This is a genomic window from Streptomyces glaucosporus, from assembly GCF_039533345.1.
Taxonomy (GTDB): Bacteria; Actinomycetota; Actinomycetes; order Streptomycetales; family Streptomycetaceae; genus Streptomyces; species Streptomyces glaucosporus.
The window spans coordinates 34,664-55,039 of sequence record NZ_BAAATJ010000022.1 but is presented as its reverse complement, the minus strand read 5'-3'; the positions used below and the strand labels follow the sequence as shown (position 1 = coordinate 55,039).

The following is a 20,376-nucleotide window of genomic DNA, read 5'->3' as shown; positions in this document are numbered from 1 at the left end:
CTCAGTGCGGGGACGGGGCGAGGTCCGCCAGTGCCCGCCGGTCGACCTTCCCCCCGGGGTTGCGGGGCAGTTCCTCGACCGTCACGAACGACACGGGGGGCAGGGCCCTGCCGAACCACCGGCGCAGCCCGGCCCGCCAGGCCCTCGCGCCGCTCGCCGGCCCGCGGTCCGGCGAGCGGCGCGGCACCACGTACGCGACCAGCCGCGTCACCAGCCCGTCCGCTCCGGGGCACGCGACCACGGCGCAGTCGGCGACCGTCTCGTCGGCGACGAGCGCCGTCTCGATGTCGGTGAGCTCCAGGCGGGTGCCGAGGATCTTGACCCTGCTGTCGCCGCGTCCCGCGAACTCCAGCAGCCCGTCCCACCGCCTGCGCCCCAGGTCTCCGGTGCGGTGGCAGGGGCCGCCGGCCACACCGGACTCTGGAGGGCCCGCCAGGGGCCGGAAGGCGTCCCCGGGGCGGTCCGTCCCCACGTAGCCGGGCGTGACGTGGGGACCGCACACGACGATGCGGCCCGTGACGCCGGCCGGGCAGGGCCGGCCGTGCTCGTCGAGCACGAGCACCTGGCGCCCGGGGATGGGGCGGCCGATCGGCACGGCGCCGCGGACGGGGCCGTCCACCTCGTGCCAGGTCGCCAGGATCGTCTCGGTGGCGCCGTAGAGGTTGACCAGCCGGACGCCGGGCAGGGCCTCCCGCAGGTCTCCGGCCAGTTCCCCGGGGAGCGCCTCGCCCGCCAGCAGCAGGTGGTTCAGCGAGGACGGGCGGCGCGGGCCCGCGTCCCGGACCGCCGCGAGCAGCTGCCGGGCGAAGCTGGGGACCGTCTGCAGGTGCGTGATCCGCTCCGTCCGGAGCCAGTCGGCCAGCTTCCCCGGATGCGCCCTGATCCGGTCCGGGACCGGGCAGAGGGTCGCCCCGGCGGTCAGCGCGGCGAACAGCTCCACGAGGCCGGCGTCGTAGCCGGGCGCGGACCACTGGGCCACCCGGGACCCCGGCCCCATGCCGAACTCGGCGGCGAACCACTCCACGAACTGGCCGAGGGTGCGGTGGGTCTGCGGGATCCCCTTGGGCAGTCCCGTGGAGCCCGACGTGTACGCGATGTAGGCCCAGCGGTCGGCCGGACCGGCCTCCCCCGGCCCGTCCGGCGCGGGCGGAGCGGAGCCGCCCGCGCCGGGGGCCGCCCGGTCGGGGGATTCCGGGTCCGGCAGGACGTCCCGCGGGACGTCCAGGTCGAGGACGTGGCCGCCCAGTTCCCCGCGGAACCAGGAGACCAGCGGCGAGTCGCCGGCCGGCGAGGCCGCCAGCAGGCAGCGCGGACGCAGGTCCGACAGGACGGCCCTGCCGCGGTCCCCGGACAGGGCGGTGCCCACGCACACCGCGTGGGCGCCGGCCCGGAACGCGCCGAGCAGCGCGGCGGCCCGGCGGGGGCCGTTCGGCAGGAGCAGCGCCACCGGCTCCCCCTCCGCGACGCCGAGCGCGCGCAGCCCGCGCGCGACGGCCCCGGCCTCCTCGCACAGCTCCCGGTAGGTGACGCCTGCCCCGCCCCCGTCGATCGCCAGGGCGTCCGGGCGGGTGCGCGCGACCGCGCGGACCCGGTCGTGGACCGGTCTGCCGCTCCACGCGCCCGCCGCGGTCCGGTCGGCCTCCCGGGCTGCGGCACGGAGCTGCCCGGGCGTCTCCAGCGGCAGCGCGTCCACCGGCGTGCCCGGGGCGTCCAGCGCGGCGCGCAGCAGCGTGCGGAGCTGGCCGAGCGTGCCGGAGGCCGCCGCCGCGTCGAAGGGGGCGGTGCGGTACTCCAGGCGGCCGGCGAGGAGGGAGGCGGAGCACCGGACGGTGAGCGCGAGGTCCGCGTCGGGCACGCCGTCGTCGGTCCGCAGCCGGTGCACCCGGGCGCCGGTCAGCCCGAGCACGGGTTCGGCGGGGCTCTCCACGGAGAGCAGCGCGTCGTACCGCGCGGCCCGGTCCGCGGCCGCGCCGGCCCGCCGCGCCGCCGCCGTGCGGACGACCAGCTCGCGGAACGAGGGACGCCCGGACAGGTCGGCGCGGACCACCCGGTGGCCGCCGTCCGGACCCGGCACCCCCACGGTCGGCCGGTCCTCGCCGGTGTGCCTGCCCACCAGGCAGCAGTACGCCGCCAGCAGGACGTCGGGGGGCGCCGCGCCCTCCCGGGAGCACAGTGCCCCCAGGGAGGGGGACAGGTCGGCGGACCAGTCGAAGTCCGCGCCGGCGAACTCCCCGGACCGGCCCGCGCCCACGGCCGCGTAGGCCGCGCCGAGGCCGCCGACCAGGGAGGCCAGGGAGTGGCGGGCGGCGAAGGCGCGGTTCACCGCGAGCATCACCAGGTGCGCGCCGCCGGCCGGCCGCGCGACGACGAGCCGGGCGGCCGGCCCGCACGCCGCGGGGAAGGAGAGGAGGTCCGGGTCGGCCCACAGGCGGCCGGCGCTCTCCCACGGTCCCGGGTCCGGGACCCCGCCGAGGTCCGCGAACCCGAAGGGACCGCGGCCGGGCGCCGCGTACCGGGCGGTGGCCTCGCGCCAGGCGGCGCGCAGCGCCCGCGTGTCGAGGCCGCCGGCCACGGCGTAGGCCCGGCACACCTGGGCCGTCTCCGTCACGTCCGCTCCCTTCGTCTCGTCTCCGGCCCGCGGGGTCAGCCCGCGGACACCAGGTCTTCGCTGCGGGAGCCGGCGGGGGCCGCGGACGCGGTGCCCGGGCCGGGCCGGGCGCCGGGCCGGGGTCCGGGCCGGGAGCGGAGCCTCTCCCCGACCGCGCCGCACACCACGTTCCACAGCACGCGTGCGACGAACGCCGGGCGCTTCATGGCGTCGGGCTTGTCGACCAGGCCGGCGCCGCGCATGTAGGCGGCGGTGACCTTGCCGTCACGGGTCGCCGCCTTCTGCACCAGCTTCAGGAAGACCTGGGCCGCCCTCACCTGCGGGGTGCGTTCGCCCTGCACGCCGGGGAAGGTGAGGTCGACGGTGTTGGTCATCTCCCAGGCGGGGTCGATCACGTCCCGGGCGAGGTCGCGGAAGTACTGCGCCGGGACCGGCGCCGCACCGGTGTGCAGGTGGTCGCGGATGGTGAGGGCGCCGAGCGCGGCGACCGTCATGCCCTGGGCGTAGACGGGGTTGAACGTGGTGACCGCGTCCCCGGTGACCAGCAGGCCCTGGGGGAACCGGTCCATGTCCTCGTAGCGGCGCCGCAGGGTGGTCGGGAAGCGGAAGGCGACCGGCTCGTCCAGGGGGACGGCGTTCTGCAGCGCGTCGTGGATGTCGGGGACGGCCAGCGACTTCACCCAGGCGTACAGGCCCTCCTGGTCGGTCGGGGGGTGGTCGCCGAGCAGCCCGTACGTGGTCAGCTCCACCCGGCCGCCGTCGGTCTTGGTGAAGATGGCGCCCCGGGGCACCTCGGGGAAGGCCACCGGGTTGATGGACAGGTCGCCGTCGTACGGGTCGGCCAGGAGCTTGTAGTGCTGGGTGACGTAGCCGAGTCCGATCTTCTTGCGCTCCTCGGGGACGCGCGGGTAGCCGAGCTCCTCCAGCCAGACGGGGGTGCGCGAACCGCGGCCCGTCGCGTCGACCACCAGGTCCGCCTCGACGGTCTCCTCGGAGGCGCCGCCGGTCAGGGACTGGACGCGCACCCCGGTGACCCGCCCCCGGTCCGCCGTGGTGACCAGCCCCAGGATGTCGTGCTGCTCGCGGAAGGACACGTTCGGCAGGGCGGCGGTCCGGCGGCGTATGTGCTTCTCCAGCATCGGACGGCTGGCGGCCACACAGGTCAGCCCGGCGACCTGCTGCTTGAGCCGTTTGCCGTTGAAGTACCAGCGCACGTGGCCGGCCAGGTCACCGGTCGGGACACCGTCGTCGAAGATCTCCTGGGTGATGCCCGGGTACAGCTCCTCCATGGCCAGCTGCCCGCGGGCCAGCAGACCGTTGATGTGGCGGCCCTGGGGGCAGTGCTTCCGCGGCCCCTCCACCCCGGTCAGCACGTCGCGGTCCACGATGAGCACTTCGTCGTAGGCATCGGCGAGCACCCTGGCCGCGAACAGGCCGGCGATGCTTCCGCCGAGGACCACCGCCCGAGTACCGGTCTTGTCACCCGACACGGGTACCTCCTCGGATCTCCCGGTATGGGATGGGATGGGAATCAGTGACTGGGATGGAAACCGGTGACCGGTTCCAGGTGCGCCGATCGTCGCGCCGGTCCCGGGCACGGCGCATCTCCTGGCGTGCTGCCCGGCCGCCGCCGTGCCGCCTCGGACCGGATCGGGGAAGTCCCCGGCGCCTCAGCGGCCGGCGTCGCCGGTGCCGAAGTACGCGCGCGACAGCTCGCGGTTCGCCGCGGTGAACAGGAACACGGCGATGCCCGCGTGGCTCTGCTGCATGGACATGTCGCGCCAGACGCGTTCCATGCGCTCGCCGTGGCGTATCGCGCTGGAGCCGGCGGTGGGGAACAGGTACCTCTCGACGGCGCGCCAGCTCATCCGCACCGCCTCGCGGCAGACCGAGGCGATCCGCAGCTCCCGCTCGGGCGTGACGTGCTCCGGCCCCCGGGCGGAGATCTCCTCCCACTGCCGGACCGCCCCCAGCAGGCTCGCCTCCGCGGAGTGGACGAGCCCGGCGGCCTCGCCGTACCAGTACTGGAAGTCGGGGTCCTCGGTGCGGGTGACCACGGGCGGGAACAGCGTCCGGCGCGACCGCATCAGCTCCTCGTAGGCGTCGAGCGCGCCCTTGGCCATGCCGACCGCGAGCGCCGCGTCCTCCAGGATCATGAAGCTCAGGGGGCCGCCGCCGTACATCGGGTTGCCGTGCAGGGCCCGGCCCGGCGTGCCGCCGGTGACGTTCACCTGGCTGAGGTGGGTGTCGAGGGCGAAGTGGGCCGGGATGCGGCCGTTCTCGATCCGGACGCCGTGCGAGCCGCTGCCCCGCAGGCCCAGCTGCCCGCCCCAGTCGTCGAGCCGGGTGAACTCGCTGCGCGGTGCGACGAACAGCAGAGGCCGTCCCTCCCCGTCCCCGTCGTCGACGAGGGCGTGGCCCATGAAGTGCGTGGCGTAGGGCGAGCCGGAGCAGTAGCGCCAGGTGCCGCTGACCGTCCACCCCCCGTCGGGGGCGCGTACGCCGGTGCCGCTCGGCGCGACCGTGGCGGGGCAGACGAAGTCGCCGCCCGCGAAGATCTCCGCCTGCGCCCGCTCGCCGAACAGCGTGGCCACCGCGTGCGCGTGGGCCGCGCCCAGGCAGTACATCCAGCCCGTCGAGGGGCACCCCCTGGCGAGGGCGACGACCACGCGCATGAAGGTCTCGACGCCGAACTCGTAGCCGCCGTAGCGCCGGGGGACCAGGATGCGGTAGAAGCCCGCCCGGCGGAACCGCTCGTGGGTGTCCTCGGCGTAGAAGCCGCGCTGCTCCGTCTCGGCCTGGCGGCCGACCAGATCGTGGGCGATGGCCTCGGCCCGGGCCACGACCTCGTCGGGGGTCAGGCCGGGCTCGGGCACCGGGGAGGCGGTCGTCTCGGGAGCACTCGCGGTGGCCTTCATTGCAGAGCGGATTCCTTTGCCTCGGATGAAACCGCGCCGCAGGGACACCGTCCGTGTTCCGCCGCGCCGCGGCCCTGGCCCACGGCCATGGTCCGCAGCGTGGCATCCGCCCGCCCCGGGGGCATCTCCTCGATTGCGGAACGCCCGGCCCGCGGGGACGGCAACACAGCACACGGGAAGATGCCGGCGAAAGGCGTCCCGTGGAACCGTCGGACGGCCCGGTCCGGCCGGGCGTGCGGATCTTGTCCTTCGACGATCCAGGGGAGTCCCGTTGAGAACCGCGCACCGCACCTGCCCCATCTGCGACGCCGTCTGCGGCCTGCGGATCGAGCTCGGCGACGACGGCCGGGTCCTCGGCGTCCGGGGCGACGGGGACGACCCCTTCTCCAAGGGCTACGTCTGCCCCAAGGGGGCGAGCCTGGGCCGGATCGACGAGGACCCCGACCGGCTGCGGGCGCCGATGGTCCGCACCGGCGACCAGTGGCGCGAGGTGAGCTGGGAGGAGGCGTTCCGGAGGGTCGAGGAGGGCCTGACCGGGGTCATCGACGGGTACGGGCGGCAGGCCGTCGCCGCGTACTTCGGCAACCCCACCTTCCACACCATGGCCGGCATCTTCTACCGGGGGCCGCTCTCCCAGGCCCTGGGCACCACCAACCTCTACAGCGCCGGCAGCATCGACCAGATGCCCAAGCAGGTGGCCTGCGGGCTGATGTTCGGCAACGCGATGGCCATCCCCGTGCCGGACCTGGACCGCACCGACCACCTGCTGGTGATCGGCGCCAACCCGGCCGAGTCGCACGGCTCGCTGTGCGCCGCCCCGGACTTCCCCGGACGGCTCAGGGCGCTGCGCCGGCGCGGCGGCCGGATCGTCGTCGTCGACCCGCGCCGCACCCGCACCGCGGACCTCGCCGACGAGCACGTCCCCGTGCGGCCCGGCACCGACGCCCTGCTGCTGATGGCGATCGTGCACACGCTGTTCGCCGAGGACCTCGTCACGCTGCGGGTGGGGGCCGAGGGCCTGGAGCGGCTGCGGGAGCACGCGGCCCCGTTCGCCCCGGAGGCGGTGGCGGAGGTCTGCGGCGTCCCGGCCGGGACGATCGTCCGGCTGGCGCGCGACCTGGCGGCCGCGCCCACCGCGGCCGTCTACACCCGTGTGGGCACCTGCACCGCCGACTTCGGCACCCTGACCCAGTACCTCGTCGACGCGGTCAACGTCCTGACCGGCAACCTCGACCGCCCCGGCGGCGTCATGTTCACCCGGCCCGCCACCATGGAGGTGCCCTGGGGCCCGCGGCCCTTCACCTCGGGCCGCTGGCGCAGCCGGGTCCGCGGGCTTCCCGAGGCGCTCGGCGAACTGCCCGTGGCGACCCTCGTCGACGAGATCGAGACCCCGGGCGAGGGGCAGGTCAGGGCGCTGGTCTCGGTGGCCGGCAACCTCGTCCTGTCGGCGCCCAACGGCCCGCGGCTGGGACGCGCCCTGAGCGGTCTGGACTTCATGGTCTGCGTCGACCCCTACCTGAACGAGACGACCCGCCACGCCGACGTCATCCTGCCGCCGCCGCGGATGATGCAGATGCCCCACTACGACCTGCTGCTGCTGACGGTCACCGTGCGCAACTACACCCGGTTCTCCCCGCCGGTCCTGCCGCTGGAACCGGGGCAGCTCTCCGAGGCGGAGATCATGGCCCGCCTCGCCCTGATCGCCGCGGGCGAGGGCGCCGACGCCGATCCCGCCCGGCTGGACGAGGCCGTCGTCGGCGAACTGCTGGAGGCCGGGGTGCGGATCCCCGGCTCCCCCTTCGAGGGCATGGAGGTCGCCGAGGCGCGGGCCCTGCTCGACGGCGACAGCGGTCCGGAGCTGATGCTCGACGCGATGCTGCGGCTGGGCCCGTACGGGCTGTCGCTCGCCGAACTGCGCAAGCACCCGAACGGCATCGACCTGGGGCCGCTGGAACCGCGCCTCGGGGAGGTGCTCGGCACCGAGTCCGGCCTGGTGCGGCTGGCCCCGGCCGAGCTGGACGGGGAGATCGCCCGCCTGCGCGAGCGGCTGGCCGCGCCCGTGCCGCCGATGCTCCTGATCGGCCGCCGCCAGCTGCGCTCCAACAACAGCTGGCTGCACAACGTCCCGGCGCTCGTCGGGGGCAGCAACCGGTGCACGCTCCACGTCCACCCCGACGACGTGGCCCGGCTGGGCCTGGGGACCCACGCGCGGGTCGCCTCGGCCACGGGCGACCTCGTCGTCCCCGTCGAGCCGAGCGACCGCATCATGCCGGGCGTCGTCAGCCTGCCCCACGGCTGGGGGCACGCCGGGTCGCCGCAGCGCACCGCCGCCCGCCACCCGGGGGTGAACGCCAACGCCCTCACCGACGACTCCGTCGTCGACCCGCTCTCCGGCAACGCCGTCTTCAACGGGGTCCCGGTGTCCGTGGCCCCCGCCCCGGCGCCCGGCGGCGAGGAGCCGGACACGGACGCCGCCCCGCGGCGGGCCGCGCTCCCCCCGGCCGCCTGACGGACCTGCCGCCACGACCCGTTCCCACGACTGGAGGACCCATGCACGCCGGCACCCAGGACGGAGAGGTCGTCATCGAGGCCTGGCTCTCCGAGTTCCCGTTCCCCGGCTTCCTGGAGCCGATCCGCGAACGCGCCCGGGAATTCGAGAAGGCGCACCCCGGGTACCGGATCGACATCCGCGGGTTCTCCTACGAGGAACTCCCGCGGGCGGTCGCCGAAGCCGCCGCCCGGGGCGCCGCCCCGGCGATCGCCACCTACTACGCCGGGGCGTCCCAGCTGGCACGGGACGCCCGCGCCCGGGACGGCAGGCCGCTGTTCACCTCCGTGGAGAAGGCCGTCGCCGGCCGCACGGAGATCCTCGGCGAGCCCGTCGTCCTCGGCGACTTCCTGCCGGGCGTGCGCGAGTACTACACCGTCGACGGCGACTTCGCGACGATGCCGCTGACCCTGTCGACGATGCTGCTGTACGCCAACACGACCGTCCTGCGCGCGGCGGGGGTCGCGTCGGTCCCGCGGACCTGGCAGGAGACCACGGCCGTGTGCGAGGCCGTCTCCCGGCTCGCGGACGGCCCGCGGCACGCCATCGCCTGGCCGGTGGACGGCAAGTTCATGCAGCACGCGCTGGCCCAGCAGGGCGCGCTGCTCACCGACGCCGGAAACGGGCGGCACGGCCGGGCCACGACGATCGACCTCACCTCCGACGCGCTCATGGACTACGTCGCCTGGTGGCGGGACCTGCACCGGAACGGCCACTACCTCCACACGGGCGTGCCGGAGGACTGGGCGGGCACCTTCAAGGCCTTCGCCGACCAGGAGGTGGCCCTGCGGTTCAGCTCCTCCTTCGACGCCAACTACATGGTGCGCGCGGCCGCCGGGGCCGGCTTCGACATCGAGGTGGGCGTCCTGCCCCGCAACGGCGGCCTGCCCTGCGCCGGGAACTGGATCGGAGGGGACTCGCTGTGGCTGGCCGACGGCCTCGACGAAGCCACCCGCGACGGCGCGCTGGCCTTCATGCAGTACCTCAACAGCCCCCGCGCCGCCGCCGAGTGGCACAAGGCCAGCGGTTCGGCCCCCGCGACCCACGGGGCGATCGCCCTCCTGGAGGAGGAGGGCTGGTTCGACCTGCACCCGCACCACCGGGCGACCGGGGAGCAGCTCGGGCTCCGCAGCGGCCCGCCGGAGGCGCACGGGGCGGTGCTCGGCGGGTTCCACGCCATCCAGATCGTGATGATGGAGGCCATGGAGGACGTCCTGTCGGGCGGCGCCGACCCCCGGGAGCGGTTCGCGCGCGCCCAGGTCCGCGCCCAGGAGCTGCTGGACGACTACAACGCCTACGCGCTGGGCACCGGGCCCGAGACCCCCGACTGCCTGGCGGTGCGCATCTGAGCGGACGGCGCGGACGGCGCGGACGGCACCGCCCGCGCCACCCGCACCGTCCGCGCCGCCGCCGTCGTCGTCAGGAGCGCTGCGGTTCGAGGTGCAGCGCGGTGATCCCGCAGTCGAACGGCCGCACGGAGACGAGGCGGAACCGCCGGCGGGTGTCGCGGGGGAACACGGGCATGCCGCCGCCGATCGAGGTCGGGTTGACGAACAGGTGGAGTTCGTCCAGCAGGTCCCCGGCGATCAGGCTGGAGACGAGCGTGCCGCCGCCGTAGGCGATCATGTCCCCGCCCGGCTGGGCCTTGAGCTTGTGCACGATCTCGGCGAGGTCGCCGCCGGCGACGACGGCGTTCTCCCAGGGCGACTCGGCGAGGGTGTTGGAGACCACGACCTTGGGCGTGCCGTTCATCCAGTCGATGGACGCCTGGTCCTCCCCCTCGGGGCTGGCCGCCCAGTGCGGGATGAACCCCTCGGCTAGCCTGCGGCCCAGCACGATGCAGTCCACCGATTCGGTGAGCGCGTTGACGTAGCCGCCGATGTCGTCGGTCCACGGCAGCGTCATCCAGTCCATCTCGCCGTTCGGGCCGCCCATGTAGCCGTCGACGCTGGTCTGAACCTGAAGCTTGAACTTGCGCACGGGTTGCTTTCTCTCGGAGTCCGGGGGTGACGGGGCCGGACCGCCGACCGCGGGACGGAGCCTGGACGGCGTCCCCGCGGCCGTCGTCGTTCCGCGCGGGGCCCGTCCGGCCCGGCCGCCCCGCACGGGACGGCACCCTACCGACTGCCGCCGACAGACGGGCCCGGCAACGCCGGGACACCCCGCGGACGGCGGCGCCCCTGCCGTGGACAGCACGCGTGAACAGCACACGTGAACAGCACGGCGGAAGAAGACACCACCGGCCGGACTCCCCCAGGCTGGTGACGGCCCAGCAGCGAACCGGCACGGCGTGCCCGCGGGGCCGCCGGCCCCCGAGGGAGGAAAGACGTGACCCAGACGGACACCCCGGCCTTTGGAGCGAGCACGATCGCCGCCGGCGACCCCCGGTACCCGAGCATGGTCCTGGGCACCAACCACCGCTTCCCCGCACGGCCCGACTACGTCCGCGTGGTCACCACGGCCGAGGAGGTGGCGGCCGCGGTGACCGAGGCCGTCGCGGCCGGCAGGCGGATCGCCGTGCGCAGCGGCGGGCACGGCTTCGAGGACTTCACCGCCAACGGGATCGAGGTCCTCCTGGACATGTCGGAGATGACGGACGTCCGCTACGACAGCGAGCGGCGCGCCTTCGCCATCGAGGCGGGGGCGACCCTCGGCCACGTCTACCGGACGCTGTTCAAGGGCTGGGGGGTGACCATCCCGGCCGGCGAGTGCCCCGAGGTCGGCGTCGGCGGCCACATCGTGGGCGGCGGCTACGGTCCCCTGTCGCGGAGTCTGGGCGCGGTGGTCGACTACCTGTACGCGGTGGAGGTCGTGGTCGTCGGCGAGGACGGCGTCGCCAGGACGGTGGTCGCCACCCGCGAGGACGACGACCCGCACCGCGACCTGTGGTGGGCGCACACCGGAGGCGGCGGCGGCACCTTCGGCGTGGTGACCCGCTACTGGATGCGGGCGCCGGGCGCCGACTCGCAGGACCCGGCGGAACTGCTGCCCAAGGCCCCCGGCCGGTGGCGCAGCGGCTCGGTCGTCTGGTCCTGGGAGACGATGACCGAGGAGGCGTTCACCGCCATCCAGCGCAACTTCGGCTCCTGGTTCGAGCGCAACAGCGGCGCCGACTCCCCGTACGCGCCGCTGGCGGGCTTCCTCCACGCCACGCACCGCTCGGGCTTCGGGCTGACCGTGGGCGCGCACATCGACGACGACGTCCCCGGCGCCGGCAAGCTGATGACGGCGTTCTTCGACGAGGTCGCCGCCGGCGTCGGCGTGGCCCCGGTGCTCAGCGGCCAGCAGGTCAGGCCCTGGCTGTACTGCTCCGCCTACCCGGGCTGGGGGGACCCGGGCGACCCGTTCACACGCCGCATCAAGATCAAGGCGGCATACCTGCGCAAGGGCTACTCGGAGCGTCAGACAGCCACCCTGTACCGGCACCTGACCACGGGGGAGCGCAACCCGGCGCAGCTGATCCTCATCGGGTACGGCGGCAGGGTGAACACGGTCGCCCCGCACGCCACGGCGACCGCGCAGCGCGACTCGATCCTGAAGGCCGCCTACATGTCGGTGTGGGCGGACGAGTCGGAGGACGAGACCAACATCGGGCTGCTGCGCGCCATGTACCGCGACGTGTACGCCGACACCGGCGGCGTCCCGGTGCCGAACGACGCCAACGACGGCTCGTACATCAACTACGCCGACACCGACCTGGCGGACCCGGAGCTGAACACCTCCGGCGTGCCGTGGCACACGCTCTACTACAAGGACAACTACCCGCGGCTCCAGCAGGTCAAGAAGCGCTACGACCCGCGGGACGTGTTCCGCCACGCCCTGTCCGTCCGGCTGCCCGACTGACCCCCTTCCGGAGAACGCCGGTGCCCGGCCCCGCCGAGCGGGGCCGGGCACCGGCGCGAGCGGGCCGAGGCGCTCCGCGCGGACGGGGGGTCACACGTCCGCGACGGCGTCCAGGACCCGCTCACCGATCAGGTCGACCTGCCGCAGCTGACCGGCCCCCTCCAGGATGCCGATCACCCGCTGCACACCGAGCTCCCCGAGCCCGCGCAGCGTCTCGGCCAGCTCGTCGGCCGAGGCCCGGTCGGCCACCGTGAAGGGCATGATGCAGGTCTTCTCCACCGAGTCGTAGTCCCGGCCCTCCGCCTCGCAGTGCCGCCGCAGCACCTCCAGCTTCCCGGGCAGCTCCGGACCCGGGTAGAGGTTGCAGGCGTCCGCGTAGCGGGCGACCAGCCGCAGGGTCCGCTTCTCGCCGCCGCCGCCGATCACGATCCTCGGGCGCGCGAGGTTCTGGGGGACGTTCAGGGGCCGCTCCAGCCGGTGGTACGGGCCGTCGAAGGGCTTCTCGGCGCCCCGCTCGCCCTCCCACATGCTCAGGCAGACGCGGACGGCCTCCTCCAGCCGGTCGAAGCGCTCGCCCAGCGGGGGGAAGCCGATGCCGAGGCCGAGCGCCTCCTCCTCGTACCAGCCGGCGCCGATGCCGAGGTCGGCCCGGCCGCCGGAGAGGACGTTGAGGGTGGTCACCGTTTTGGCCAGCAGTCCGGGCGCGCGGAAGTGCACCCCCGCCACCAGCGGCATGACGCGGATGCGGCGGGTGTGGGCGGCGACGGTCGCCAGAGTGGTGAAGCACTCCAGCATGGGCTGCTCGGGGCCGCCCAGGTGAGGCCCCTGCCACACGTGGTCGGCGACGCCGATGGTGTCGAAGCCGGCGTCGTCGGCGGAGCGGGACAGCGCCGCGAGGGTCTCCGCCATCCGCGGCGCCCCGCCTTCCCAGGAGTAGTCCGCGAGGGCAAGGCCGATCTTCAAGGCAAGTCTCCCAACAGGTGCTCGTGGACGGGGTCGGGTGTGCTCCGGTGGTGCGAACGGGAACGGGGGGCCGCCGGGCGGAGCCCGCCGCCCGGTACGGCGGGCGGTGCGGCACGGGCGGCCGGTCAGGCCGGTCAGGCCGGGACGGAACCGGTCAGACCGCCGTCCACGACGAATTCCTGGCCGGTGATGTACGCCGACCGCGGCGACAGCAGGAACAGCACCGTCTCGGCGACGTCCCGCGGGGTGCCCAGGGCGCCCAGGGCCACCTGGCCGCGGAAGAACTCCCGGACCTCCTCGACCGGCGCGACGGTGTCGAACATCTCGGTCCGGATGTGGCCCGGGGTGACGGCGTTGACCCGGATGCCGCGCTCGGCCAGGTCCGGGGCGAGGGTGCGGGGAAGGTTGAGGACGGCGGCCTTGCTCGCCGCGTACACCGAGCCCGGGCCCATGCCCCGGTGCACCAGCCAGGAGGCGTTGAGCACCACGGAGGAGCCCTCGGCCAGCAGGGGCAGCGCCTTCTGGACGGTGAAGAACGCCCCCTTGAAGTTGGTGCCGACCACCTGGTCGAAGTCCGCCTCGGTCACGTCGGCGGTGCGCGCGTTGAGGCTGACGCCCGCGTTGGCGAACACCCCGTGCAGCGTGCCGAAACGCCGCCGCACCTGCTCGACGGCGCTCTCCAGCTCCGCCGGGCGCGACACGTCCGCGGTCACGGCCAGCACGCGGTCGCCGCCGTCGAGTTCCTTGGCGGCCGTGTCGAGCCGCTCGGCGCTGCGGCCGGCGATCACCACGTTCGCGCCCTCGTCGAGGAGGAGGCGGGCCGTGGCGAGACCGATGCCGCTGCCGCCGCCGGTGATGAAGTACGTCTTGTTCGCGAAGTCACTCATGCGGTCAGCGTCGCGGCGGCCCCCGGCCCGGCGCATCTCCGGGATTGCGCTCCGGCCCGCGACGCGCCCGGTCGGCGGGATCCCCTCGCACAGAGAGCAATCTGGGAGATGAGGCCGCGGGGGGCGGTGCGGAAGGGTGGACGGGGCGACACCACGCGGGCGCGGGCCCGCTCCCGCCGCGGGTGCGCGCCACGACGCGAGACACAGGCAGGAAGGAGAGCCGTCATGGCTCAGTACGCGGTCTTCATCTACGAGGCGGAGATCCCCGGCGGGTGGGACAACGCCCCCCAGGAGCTTCTCGACGCCCACGAGGCCTTCCCCGGCAAGGTGGAGGAACTCGGCGGGAAGATCCTCAACGGTCTGGCCCTCCAGCCGGCGGGAACCGCGAAGGCCGTGCGCGCCGGCGCCGTCACCGACGGCCCGTTCGCCGAGGGCAAGCACTCCATCGGCGGCACGTTCGTGCTGGAGGCCAGGGACATCGAGCACGCCCTGGAGATCGCCAGGTTCGTCCCCGTGCACGACGGCGGCGTCGAGGTCCGGCCGCTGTTCGACGCCCCCGAGGAGGGCTGACCCGGCCGGATCCCGACCCGGACAGCTCCCTCCCTGCGACCGCCGGAAGGCCACAGCCACCATGACCGACACGACGTCCCTGAACCAGATCACCATCACCCGCGTCTTCGACGCGCCGCGCGCGGAGGTGTACCGGGCGTGGACCGACCCGGAGCGCTTCGCCCAGTGGTGGGGCCCCCGCGGCTTCACCACCGACCCGTCCACGGTGTCCCTCGACGTCCGCGTGGGCGGGGAGTGGAAGGCCACGATGGCCGCCGAGGGCATCGGCGAGTTCCCCTTCGCCGGCGTCTACCACGAGGTGGTGGAGAACGAGCGCCTGGTGTTCAGCACGATCGACCTCAACGACGAGGAGACCTCGGACGAGGAGGGGACCGACGAGCTGACCACGGTCACCTTCACCGACCGCGACGGCAAGACGGAGCTGTCGTTCCAGCAGATCAGCCGGCTGGAGGCCGACAAGGCCGACGAGGCCCGGGACGGCTGGAACAGCTTCTTCGACTGCCTGGGGGACCACCTGGCGAACGCCTGATCCGAGCCGATGCGGCGGGGGCGCGGCGGACCGTACGGTCCGCCGCGCCCCCGCCGCATCGGCTCGCGTGCCAGGGGGAGTCCCCGGGGAGGGCCGGCCCTCCCCGGTCAACACCGCAATCCGCGAGATGCAGCGCGCGACGGCTGCGCCGAAGCTGGTCTCCCAGCCGGCCAGGGGGCTGGACGCGGCCGCCGTCACCGACCCGGGCCGCCCTGCCGGGCGGGCCCCACGGCCCGCGCCGTCCCGCACGGCGGCGCGCCGCCGTCCGCTCCCGGCCCGGCGGGCCGTCCTCCCGCGCCGCCCCCTCGCCGACCGCCCCGGGAGGCCCGGGACGGTGGCGGACCGCGCGGCACGGGCCCGGGAACCGGACGGCGGGCCGGGGACCCGGCGCGCCCGCCGGGCGGCCCGCGGGCGCCGCGGCGGGCCCCGGCGCCCGCACCCACCCGACTCTCCGAAAGGCAGGACCCGCACATGACCACCCGGACGACGGCCCCGGCCCCCGCCGGTCCCCTGGACACCGGCCTCCTGGACGCCTTCGCGAAGGCCCCGGAGGACCGGCTCGACGCGGAGTTCCTCCGTCTCGCCGGCGCCGTGTGGGGCGAGGACGCCCCGCGGGGCGCGGCGGTGCGCGCCGTACCCGCGCTGGTGGAGCTGATGGACTCGGCCGACGACCGGCGCAGGGGATACCTGGCCGTCCTGCTGGGCCTGCTCGCCGAGTCCGAGCACCCGGCCACGGACGGCCCGGTGCTGGCGGCCGTGCGCCGGGGACTGGACCGGTACCTGGAGCTGCTCCGCCGAAGCGGCGCCGGCACGCCCCTGACGACCGCCCTGCTGTACCTGCTGTCGCACTTCCCCGGCGACCGCGAGCGGATCCTGGCGGCGGCCGCCGACGAGAGCCTCGCGGTCGGCAAGGAGGACCTCACGCGCCTGGAGCGGTCCCTGCGCGGCCTGGACCCGGCCGACCCCGACCTCGGGCGGTGCTGGCCCTCTCCCGCCGCGTGGTACCTCGACGAGGACGAGCGGGACTTCGACCGCGGGCAGATCCGGGGACTGACCCCCGAGCAGATCACGGCCAACTGGAACAACGACACCCGCACCGTGCTGGCCTACTCCGGCATGAAGGCGTACTGGGCCGTTCGCCACGGCGCGGCCCTGGAGACGTCGTACCCGGCCCCGCCGGCCGGGGCCGCCGCCGGGGAGCCCTCCGGCCCCGGCGCCGACGCGTTCGCCCGGCACGCCGACGCGCTGCGCTGCCCCTCCTGCCGCGGCCGGCTCGACTTCGCCGGCGGCGGCGTCCGCTGCGGCGAGTGCTCCACCCCCTTCCCGTTCGCCCGGGGCATGCTGGACCTGTCGGGCGGGGCGACCGGCTCCCGGGCGACGGACGAGGACGACACGGCGGACCTGCTGCAGAAGCTCGCGGCCATGCCCAGCATGGGCGTGTACTACGAGTCCGTCCTGCGCCCCGCGTTCCTCCGGATATCGGGCCTGAACTGGGACGACGCCCTCACCCCGGCCGACGAGGACGCGTACCTGCTCGCCCGCACCCGTCCCGTGGACGGTCCCGTGCTCGACCTCGCGGCGGGCGCCGGGCGCTGGACGGCCGTTTTGGAGCAGGCGGTCGGGGCCGACCGGCTGATCGCCCTGGACCTGGGCCTGCCCATGCTCAACACGCTGCGCAGGCGCCTGCCCGACGTGCCGGCCGTGATCGCCAGCGCGCTCGACCTGCCCTTCGGGGACGCCACCCTGGGGGCGGTGAACTGCTGGAACGCCCTGCAGGCGTTCCCCGAGCAGGCGGACGTGGCCATCGCCGAGGTGGGCCGCTGCCTCAAGCCGGGAGGCACGTTCACCCTGATGACCTTCCGCTGGGCCGACGACCCCGTCGACCGCTACTTCCAGAGCTCCCACCACTTCCCCAGCCGGCCCGCGGGCATGCTCCTGTTCGAGCTCGAGGACCTCAGGAAGTGGCTCGCGGACGCGGGCCTGGAGATCCGGGACGAGTCCGGCGTCGGCTCCACCGTCCTGATCACGGCCGTGCGCACGGCCTAGCCGTTCTGCCCGCCCGCACGGCCCGGACCCGCGCACGGGACTGCCCGCGCCGCGCCCCGCGCGGGGCCGGGGGACGGCGCCGGGGCGCGGCGGCCCGGACCCCTGAAGCACGGGAGGAAACCCGCCATGACCACGCTCGGCGAGCGCCCGGTGGGAACCGGGACGCACGGGACCCCCGGAGACGGGGACCCCACCCGGGTCTTCAACCTGTTCGCTCCGCTGAATCCGGCGGCCGCCGTGACCGCGCGCTCCGTCCGGGACGTCCGGGACGCGATCGCCCGGGCGCGCGCGGAGGGCCTGGGCGTCCGGGTGCACGCCACCGGGCACGCCTCGGCCACGGCCCGCCCCATGGAGGACTCGCTGCTGATCCGCACGGCCCTGGAGGGCGGCGTCGGGATCGACGCGCGGCGCCGGGTGGCACGCGTGCCGGCGGGCACCCGCTGGGGGGAGGTGGTCGACGCCGCGGCCCCGTACGGGCTGGCCGCGGCGCACGGCTCGTCGCCCACCGTGGGAGCCGTGGGCTACCTCCTCAACGGGGGCCTGAGCATGTACGCCCGGTACACCGGCCTCGCGGCCAACAGCGTCCTGGCGGTCGAGCTCGTGACCGCCGACGGGGAACTGCGCCGGGTCGACGCCGAGCACGACCCCGACCTGTTCTGGGCGGTCCGCGGCGGCGGGGGAGGCTTCGGCGTGGTCACCGCCGTCGAGATCGCGCTGTTCCCCGTGGCCGGGGTGATCACCGGCGCGGCCTTCTGGCCCGCCGAGCACGCCGCCCGGCTGCTGGCGCGGTGGCAGCGGTGGACCCTGGACGCCCCTTCGGAGGCGACCACGTCGGTCCGGGTGATGAACCTGCCGAAACTGCCGGAGCTCCCCGCCGCCCTGACGGCCGGGACGGTCGTGTGCCTGGACGGCGTGGTCGTCGCCCCGCACGGGGACGACCTCGCCGCGGCCCGGCGGATGTGCGAGGAACTCCTCACGCCGCTGCGCGAGGTGGCCGACCCGCTGGTCGACACCTGGCACGAGGCCGGCCCCGCGGCCGTGCCGGACACCCACATGGACCCGCCCGAGCCCGTCCCCGTCCTGGGCGACCACCTGCTCCTGGAGGAGCTGGGCGAGGAGGGCGTCGCCGAGTTCCTGCGCGTGACCGCCGGCCGGGCCGACCAGGCCCTCACCGTCGCCGAGCTGCGGCAGCTCGGCGGTGCGCTGTCCCGCGGCACGCCGGCCTCGGGCGCGCTGGGGCGCATCGACGCCCGCTACGCGTACTCGGGGGCGGGAGTGCCCTGGGACGCCGCCGGCGAGAAGCGGATACGCGACCACTGCGCCCTGGTCCGGCGGGCCCTGTCCCCCTGGGACACCGGGCGGACCGCACCCACGTTCGTGGCGACCCCGGAGCAGCCCCAGGGCCACCTCGGCGCCGACGACGTCCGCGCCGTCGACCGGGTGCGGTCGCGGGTCGACCCCTCCGGGCTGTTCCGGGGCGACGTCGCCCCGGGGTGCTCGGCGCCGTGAGCGGTGGACGCCCGGCCCGGTGGCCGCGCCCCTCAGGGACGGCGGCCGGCCTCCGCGAGGTCCCGGCCGTGCCGGGCGGTCCGCTCCAGCCACCAGTGGACGAGCACGAGGTTGCCGACCCAGCCGACCCACCGGGCCGACTCGGCGATGTAGGTGATGTCGATGGCGAACGGCAGTCTGAAGAGGGTCAGGCCGATGACCAGGCCCCAGACCGTCTGCCCCCACACGATCGCGAAGCTGTAGAGCATCCAGCGGCGGTGTTCGGCGTACCGGCCCTGCCGGGCCCGGATCCAGCCGACCACGGACGTCACCGCCCACATCACGCCGGACATCAGCACGGCCACGCTGCCCGAGGGGAACGAGAACGGAAACATGACGAGTGCCAGCGCCGCGGAGGGCAGCGCACCCGCGAACACGTACAGCCGTCCGCTCCAGCGGTGGACGGCCGGGTGGTTCCGGCGCAGCCACGGCCACAGCTGGAGGCACATCGTGACCAGCGTCACGGTGCCGGTCAGGACGTGCCCGGCGAGGACGGCGTAGTGCAGCGGGAACCGCATGGGGATGCCCGACCGCGCCGGGTCGAACGTGAGGTACGGGGGAAGCTGGTAGAGCAGGTAGGCGGCCGTGGCCACGGCCAGGGGGACGGTGTAGTACCGGCCGAACCAGCCCCGCCGGCTCCGGGGAGCGGGATGCGCGCCCGGCCGGGCCGGGGGGATCTCCGGGGGGGCCGGCCGGGCCGGTGCGACGGGTCTGTCGAGGCTCTGGGTCACGGTGCAGCGCTCCGTTGGTGACTGGGTGGGCGACGATGGGGGGCTCAGCGGGGGGTGACCACTGTGCCGGTGTGTGCCGGGATCTCACCGGCCATCAGCGAGCGGTAGGCGCCGACGAGCGCCTCGGGGCCGCCGAGCCGGTCGACGGCGAGCCACGACGGCGCGTCCCGGACGAAGCGCTCCTCGGCCAGGCGGTACCGGGCCCGGTAGGACTCCTCGCCCTCCTTCTCGACGAGCCGCTCCTCCTCGGAGGGGGTGAAGAAGATCCACGGCTCGGGGTCGGTCAGCCCGGGAGGCGGCTCGATCTGCGCGCCGGGGTGCGTGTAGCCGACGAGCAGCGCGTCCTCGAGCACGGCGCCGAACCGCTCGTACACGCGGAACAGCCGCTCCGCCTGGCCGGTGAAGTCGACCAGGACGGCGGACCCGGGCACCTCGGCGCCGGGCAGTCCGTCGTAGGTGACGAGGCGGTCGTAGTGGCCGAGCCCCCGCACGAACTCCAGGTTGCGGGACGCGGTGACGCCGATGGTGGTGACGTCCTCCCGGCCGGCGAGCAGGGCGGCCAGCCCCAGAGCGGTCTTGCTGGAGGCGCTGGTGATCAGCACGGTCCCGGGGGCGGCCTCGCGGCCGAGGAACTCGGCGAGGGCGAACGAGGCGGGGTACAGGGGGCGCAGCAGGACGCGGTGGTCGTCCAGGGCGTCGGGCTCCCCGGCGAGGAGGTACCGGCGGTACCAGGGGTGCAGGTAGTCCCGCTCGGGGGCGGTGTCGGCGAACCCGCCGGCCGCCGGCGAGACGGTGAGCGTGACGTGCGTCGACAGGGGCAGGAAACCGAAGCAGCGGGTTCCCACGGCGACGTCCGGGTGCCGCGACTCCTCGACCCGGGCGTAGCCCCAGGTCGGGACGCGGCCGTGGCCCTCGGGGCCGGGGAACGCGTCGAAGAACGGCAGCTCGGACTCGCCGAGGCGCGCGTAGGTGGCGGTGATCGCCGTCAGCGCGAACCTCTCCGCCGCCAGCCGGACCTGGCCGGGCCGCAGCGGAGTCGACGGGGCCGGGCGTACTTCGGCCGCCGTGAGGTCGTCCCGCCTGACCAGTAGATCCCACCTGTCCGGACCAGGCACGTCCGTCATCCCTTCGCCGTCTGGTGCCGGCGGCCGCGGTCGGCTCGCCCGGGCCATGGTCGACTTCCGG

General features: G+C 75.1%; 15 protein-coding genes. 7 read left to right on the top strand and 8 right to left on the bottom strand.

Annotated elements, in window-relative coordinates:
• Position 1: 1 nt before the first annotated feature.
• The 3 genes from ABD358_RS21240 to ABD358_RS21230 all read right to left on the bottom strand — a co-directional run bounded on the left by ABD358_RS21240 (position 2) and on the right by ABD358_RS21230 (position 5,526).
• Positions 2-2,608 carry an AMP-binding protein gene (locus ABD358_RS21240; RefSeq protein ID WP_344632691.1) on the bottom strand — a complete coding sequence of 869 codons (2,607 nt, stop codon included), beginning with the start codon at positions 2,606-2,608 and terminating at the stop codon, positions 2-4.
• Positions 2,609-2,643: 35 nt separating this feature from the next.
• Entirely contained in the window at positions 2,644-4,134 is a 1,491-nt protein-coding gene (locus tag ABD358_RS21235; protein WP_425576381.1) for an FAD-dependent oxidoreductase, read from the bottom strand.
• 144 nt (positions 4,135-4,278) lie between these two features.
• Positions 4,279-5,526 carry an acyl-CoA dehydrogenase family protein gene (locus ABD358_RS21230; RefSeq protein WP_344632689.1) on the bottom strand — a complete coding sequence of 416 codons (1,248 nt, stop codon included), beginning with the start codon at positions 5,524-5,526 and terminating at the stop codon, positions 4,279-4,281.
• Between the two features lie 271 nt (positions 5,527-5,797).
• Here ABD358_RS21230 and ABD358_RS21225 point away from each other — a divergent pair, with 271 nt between their 5' ends.
• Together ABD358_RS21225 and ABD358_RS21220 are read left to right on the top strand one after the other, a co-directional pair.
• Positions 5,798-8,035 carry a molybdopterin oxidoreductase family protein gene (locus tag ABD358_RS21225; RefSeq protein WP_344632688.1) on the top strand — a complete coding sequence of 746 codons (2,238 nt, stop codon included), beginning with the start codon at positions 5,798-5,800 and terminating at the stop codon, positions 8,033-8,035.
• Positions 8,036-8,076: 41 nt separating this feature from the next.
• A complete protein-coding gene (locus tag ABD358_RS21220; protein WP_344632687.1) occupies positions 8,077-9,423 on the top strand; it encodes an extracellular solute-binding protein in 1,347 nt (448 codons plus the stop codon).
• Between the two features lie 70 nt (positions 9,424-9,493).
• Here ABD358_RS21220 and ABD358_RS21215 read toward each other — a convergent pair whose 3' ends face one another.
• A complete protein-coding gene (locus ABD358_RS21215; protein WP_344632686.1) occupies positions 9,494-10,054 on the bottom strand; it encodes a dihydrofolate reductase family protein in 561 nt (186 codons plus the stop codon).
• Between the two features lie 348 nt (positions 10,055-10,402).
• On the opposite strand from ABD358_RS21215, the gene ABD358_RS21210 reads away from it, so the two are divergent.
• A complete protein-coding gene (locus ABD358_RS21210; RefSeq protein ID WP_344632685.1) occupies positions 10,403-11,917 on the top strand; it encodes an FAD-binding protein in 1,515 nt (504 codons plus the stop codon).
• A 90-nt stretch (positions 11,918-12,007) separates the two neighbouring features.
• Here ABD358_RS21210 and ABD358_RS21205 read toward each other — a convergent pair whose 3' ends face one another.
• Together ABD358_RS21205 and ABD358_RS21200 are read right to left on the bottom strand one after the other, a co-directional pair.
• Positions 12,008-12,880, bottom strand: a complete 873-nt coding sequence (locus ABD358_RS21205; RefSeq protein ID WP_344632684.1) for an LLM class F420-dependent oxidoreductase — start codon at positions 12,878-12,880, stop codon at positions 12,008-12,010.
• Positions 12,881-13,014: 134 nt separating this feature from the next.
• Positions 13,015-13,767, bottom strand: coding sequence for an SDR family NAD(P)-dependent oxidoreductase (locus tag ABD358_RS21200; protein WP_344632683.1), 753 nt, complete (start codon positions 13,765-13,767; stop codon positions 13,015-13,017).
• A gap of 225 nt (positions 13,768-13,992) precedes the next feature.
• Between ABD358_RS21200 and ABD358_RS21195 the strand changes: the two genes are divergently transcribed.
• The 4 genes from ABD358_RS21195 (at position 13,993) to ABD358_RS21180 (ending at position 18,421) form a co-directional block, all read left to right on the top strand.
• Complete coding sequence (locus ABD358_RS21195) at positions 13,993-14,337, top strand: YciI family protein (RefSeq protein WP_344632682.1); 345 nt, start codon at positions 13,993-13,995, stop codon at positions 14,335-14,337.
• Positions 14,338-14,398: 61 nt separating this feature from the next.
• A complete protein-coding gene (locus ABD358_RS21190) occupies positions 14,399-14,866 on the top strand; it encodes an SRPBCC family protein (RefSeq protein ID WP_344632681.1) in 468 nt (155 codons plus the stop codon).
• Positions 14,867-15,337: 471 nt separating this feature from the next.
• On the top strand, positions 15,338-16,912 hold the full coding sequence (locus ABD358_RS21185; RefSeq protein ID WP_344632680.1) for a class I SAM-dependent methyltransferase: 1,575 nt from the start codon (positions 15,338-15,340) through the stop codon (positions 16,910-16,912).
• A gap of 126 nt (positions 16,913-17,038) precedes the next feature.
• Entirely contained in the window at positions 17,039-18,421 is a 1,383-nt protein-coding gene (locus ABD358_RS21180; protein ID WP_344632679.1) for an FAD-binding oxidoreductase, read from the top strand.
• Positions 18,422-18,453: 32 nt separating this feature from the next.
• Here the strand turns inward: ABD358_RS21180 and ABD358_RS21175 are convergent, their stop codons facing one another.
• Both ABD358_RS21175 and ABD358_RS21170 read right to left on the bottom strand, forming a co-directional pair.
• Positions 18,454-19,191: a DUF2306 domain-containing protein gene (locus tag ABD358_RS21175; RefSeq protein WP_344632678.1), complete on the bottom strand. Its 738-nt coding sequence runs from the start codon at positions 19,189-19,191 to the stop codon at positions 18,454-18,456.
• 44 nt (positions 19,192-19,235) lie between these two features.
• Positions 19,236-20,306: a DUF2855 family protein gene (locus tag ABD358_RS21170; RefSeq protein WP_344632677.1), complete on the bottom strand. Its 1,071-nt coding sequence runs from the start codon at positions 20,304-20,306 to the stop codon at positions 19,236-19,238.
• Between the last annotated feature and the right edge of the window lie 70 nt (positions 20,307-20,376).

Excerpts from the sequence above, each read along its gene's own strand:
- ABD358_RS21230 (WP_344632689.1), bottom strand. The coding sequence starts at position 5,526 with ATGAAGGCCACCGCGAGTGCTCCCGAGACGACCGCCTCCCCGGTGCCC.
- ABD358_RS21220 (WP_344632687.1), top strand. The coding sequence starts at position 8,077 with ATGCACGCCGGCACCCAGGACGGAGAGGTCGTCATCGAGGCCTGGCTC.
- ABD358_RS21200 (WP_344632683.1), bottom strand. The coding sequence starts at position 13,767 with ATGAGTGACTTCGCGAACAAGACGTACTTCATCACCGGCGGCGGCAGC.
- ABD358_RS21195 (WP_344632682.1), top strand. The coding sequence starts at position 13,993 with ATGGCTCAGTACGCGGTCTTCATCTACGAGGCGGAGATCCCCGGCGGG.
- ABD358_RS21190 (WP_344632681.1), top strand. The coding sequence starts at position 14,399 with ATGACCGACACGACGTCCCTGAACCAGATCACCATCACCCGCGTCTTC.
- ABD358_RS21185 (WP_344632680.1), top strand. The coding sequence starts at position 15,338 with ATGACCACCCGGACGACGGCCCCGGCCCCCGCCGGTCCCCTGGACACC.
- ABD358_RS21180 (WP_344632679.1), top strand. The coding sequence starts at position 17,039 with ATGACCACGCTCGGCGAGCGCCCGGTGGGAACCGGGACGCACGGGACC.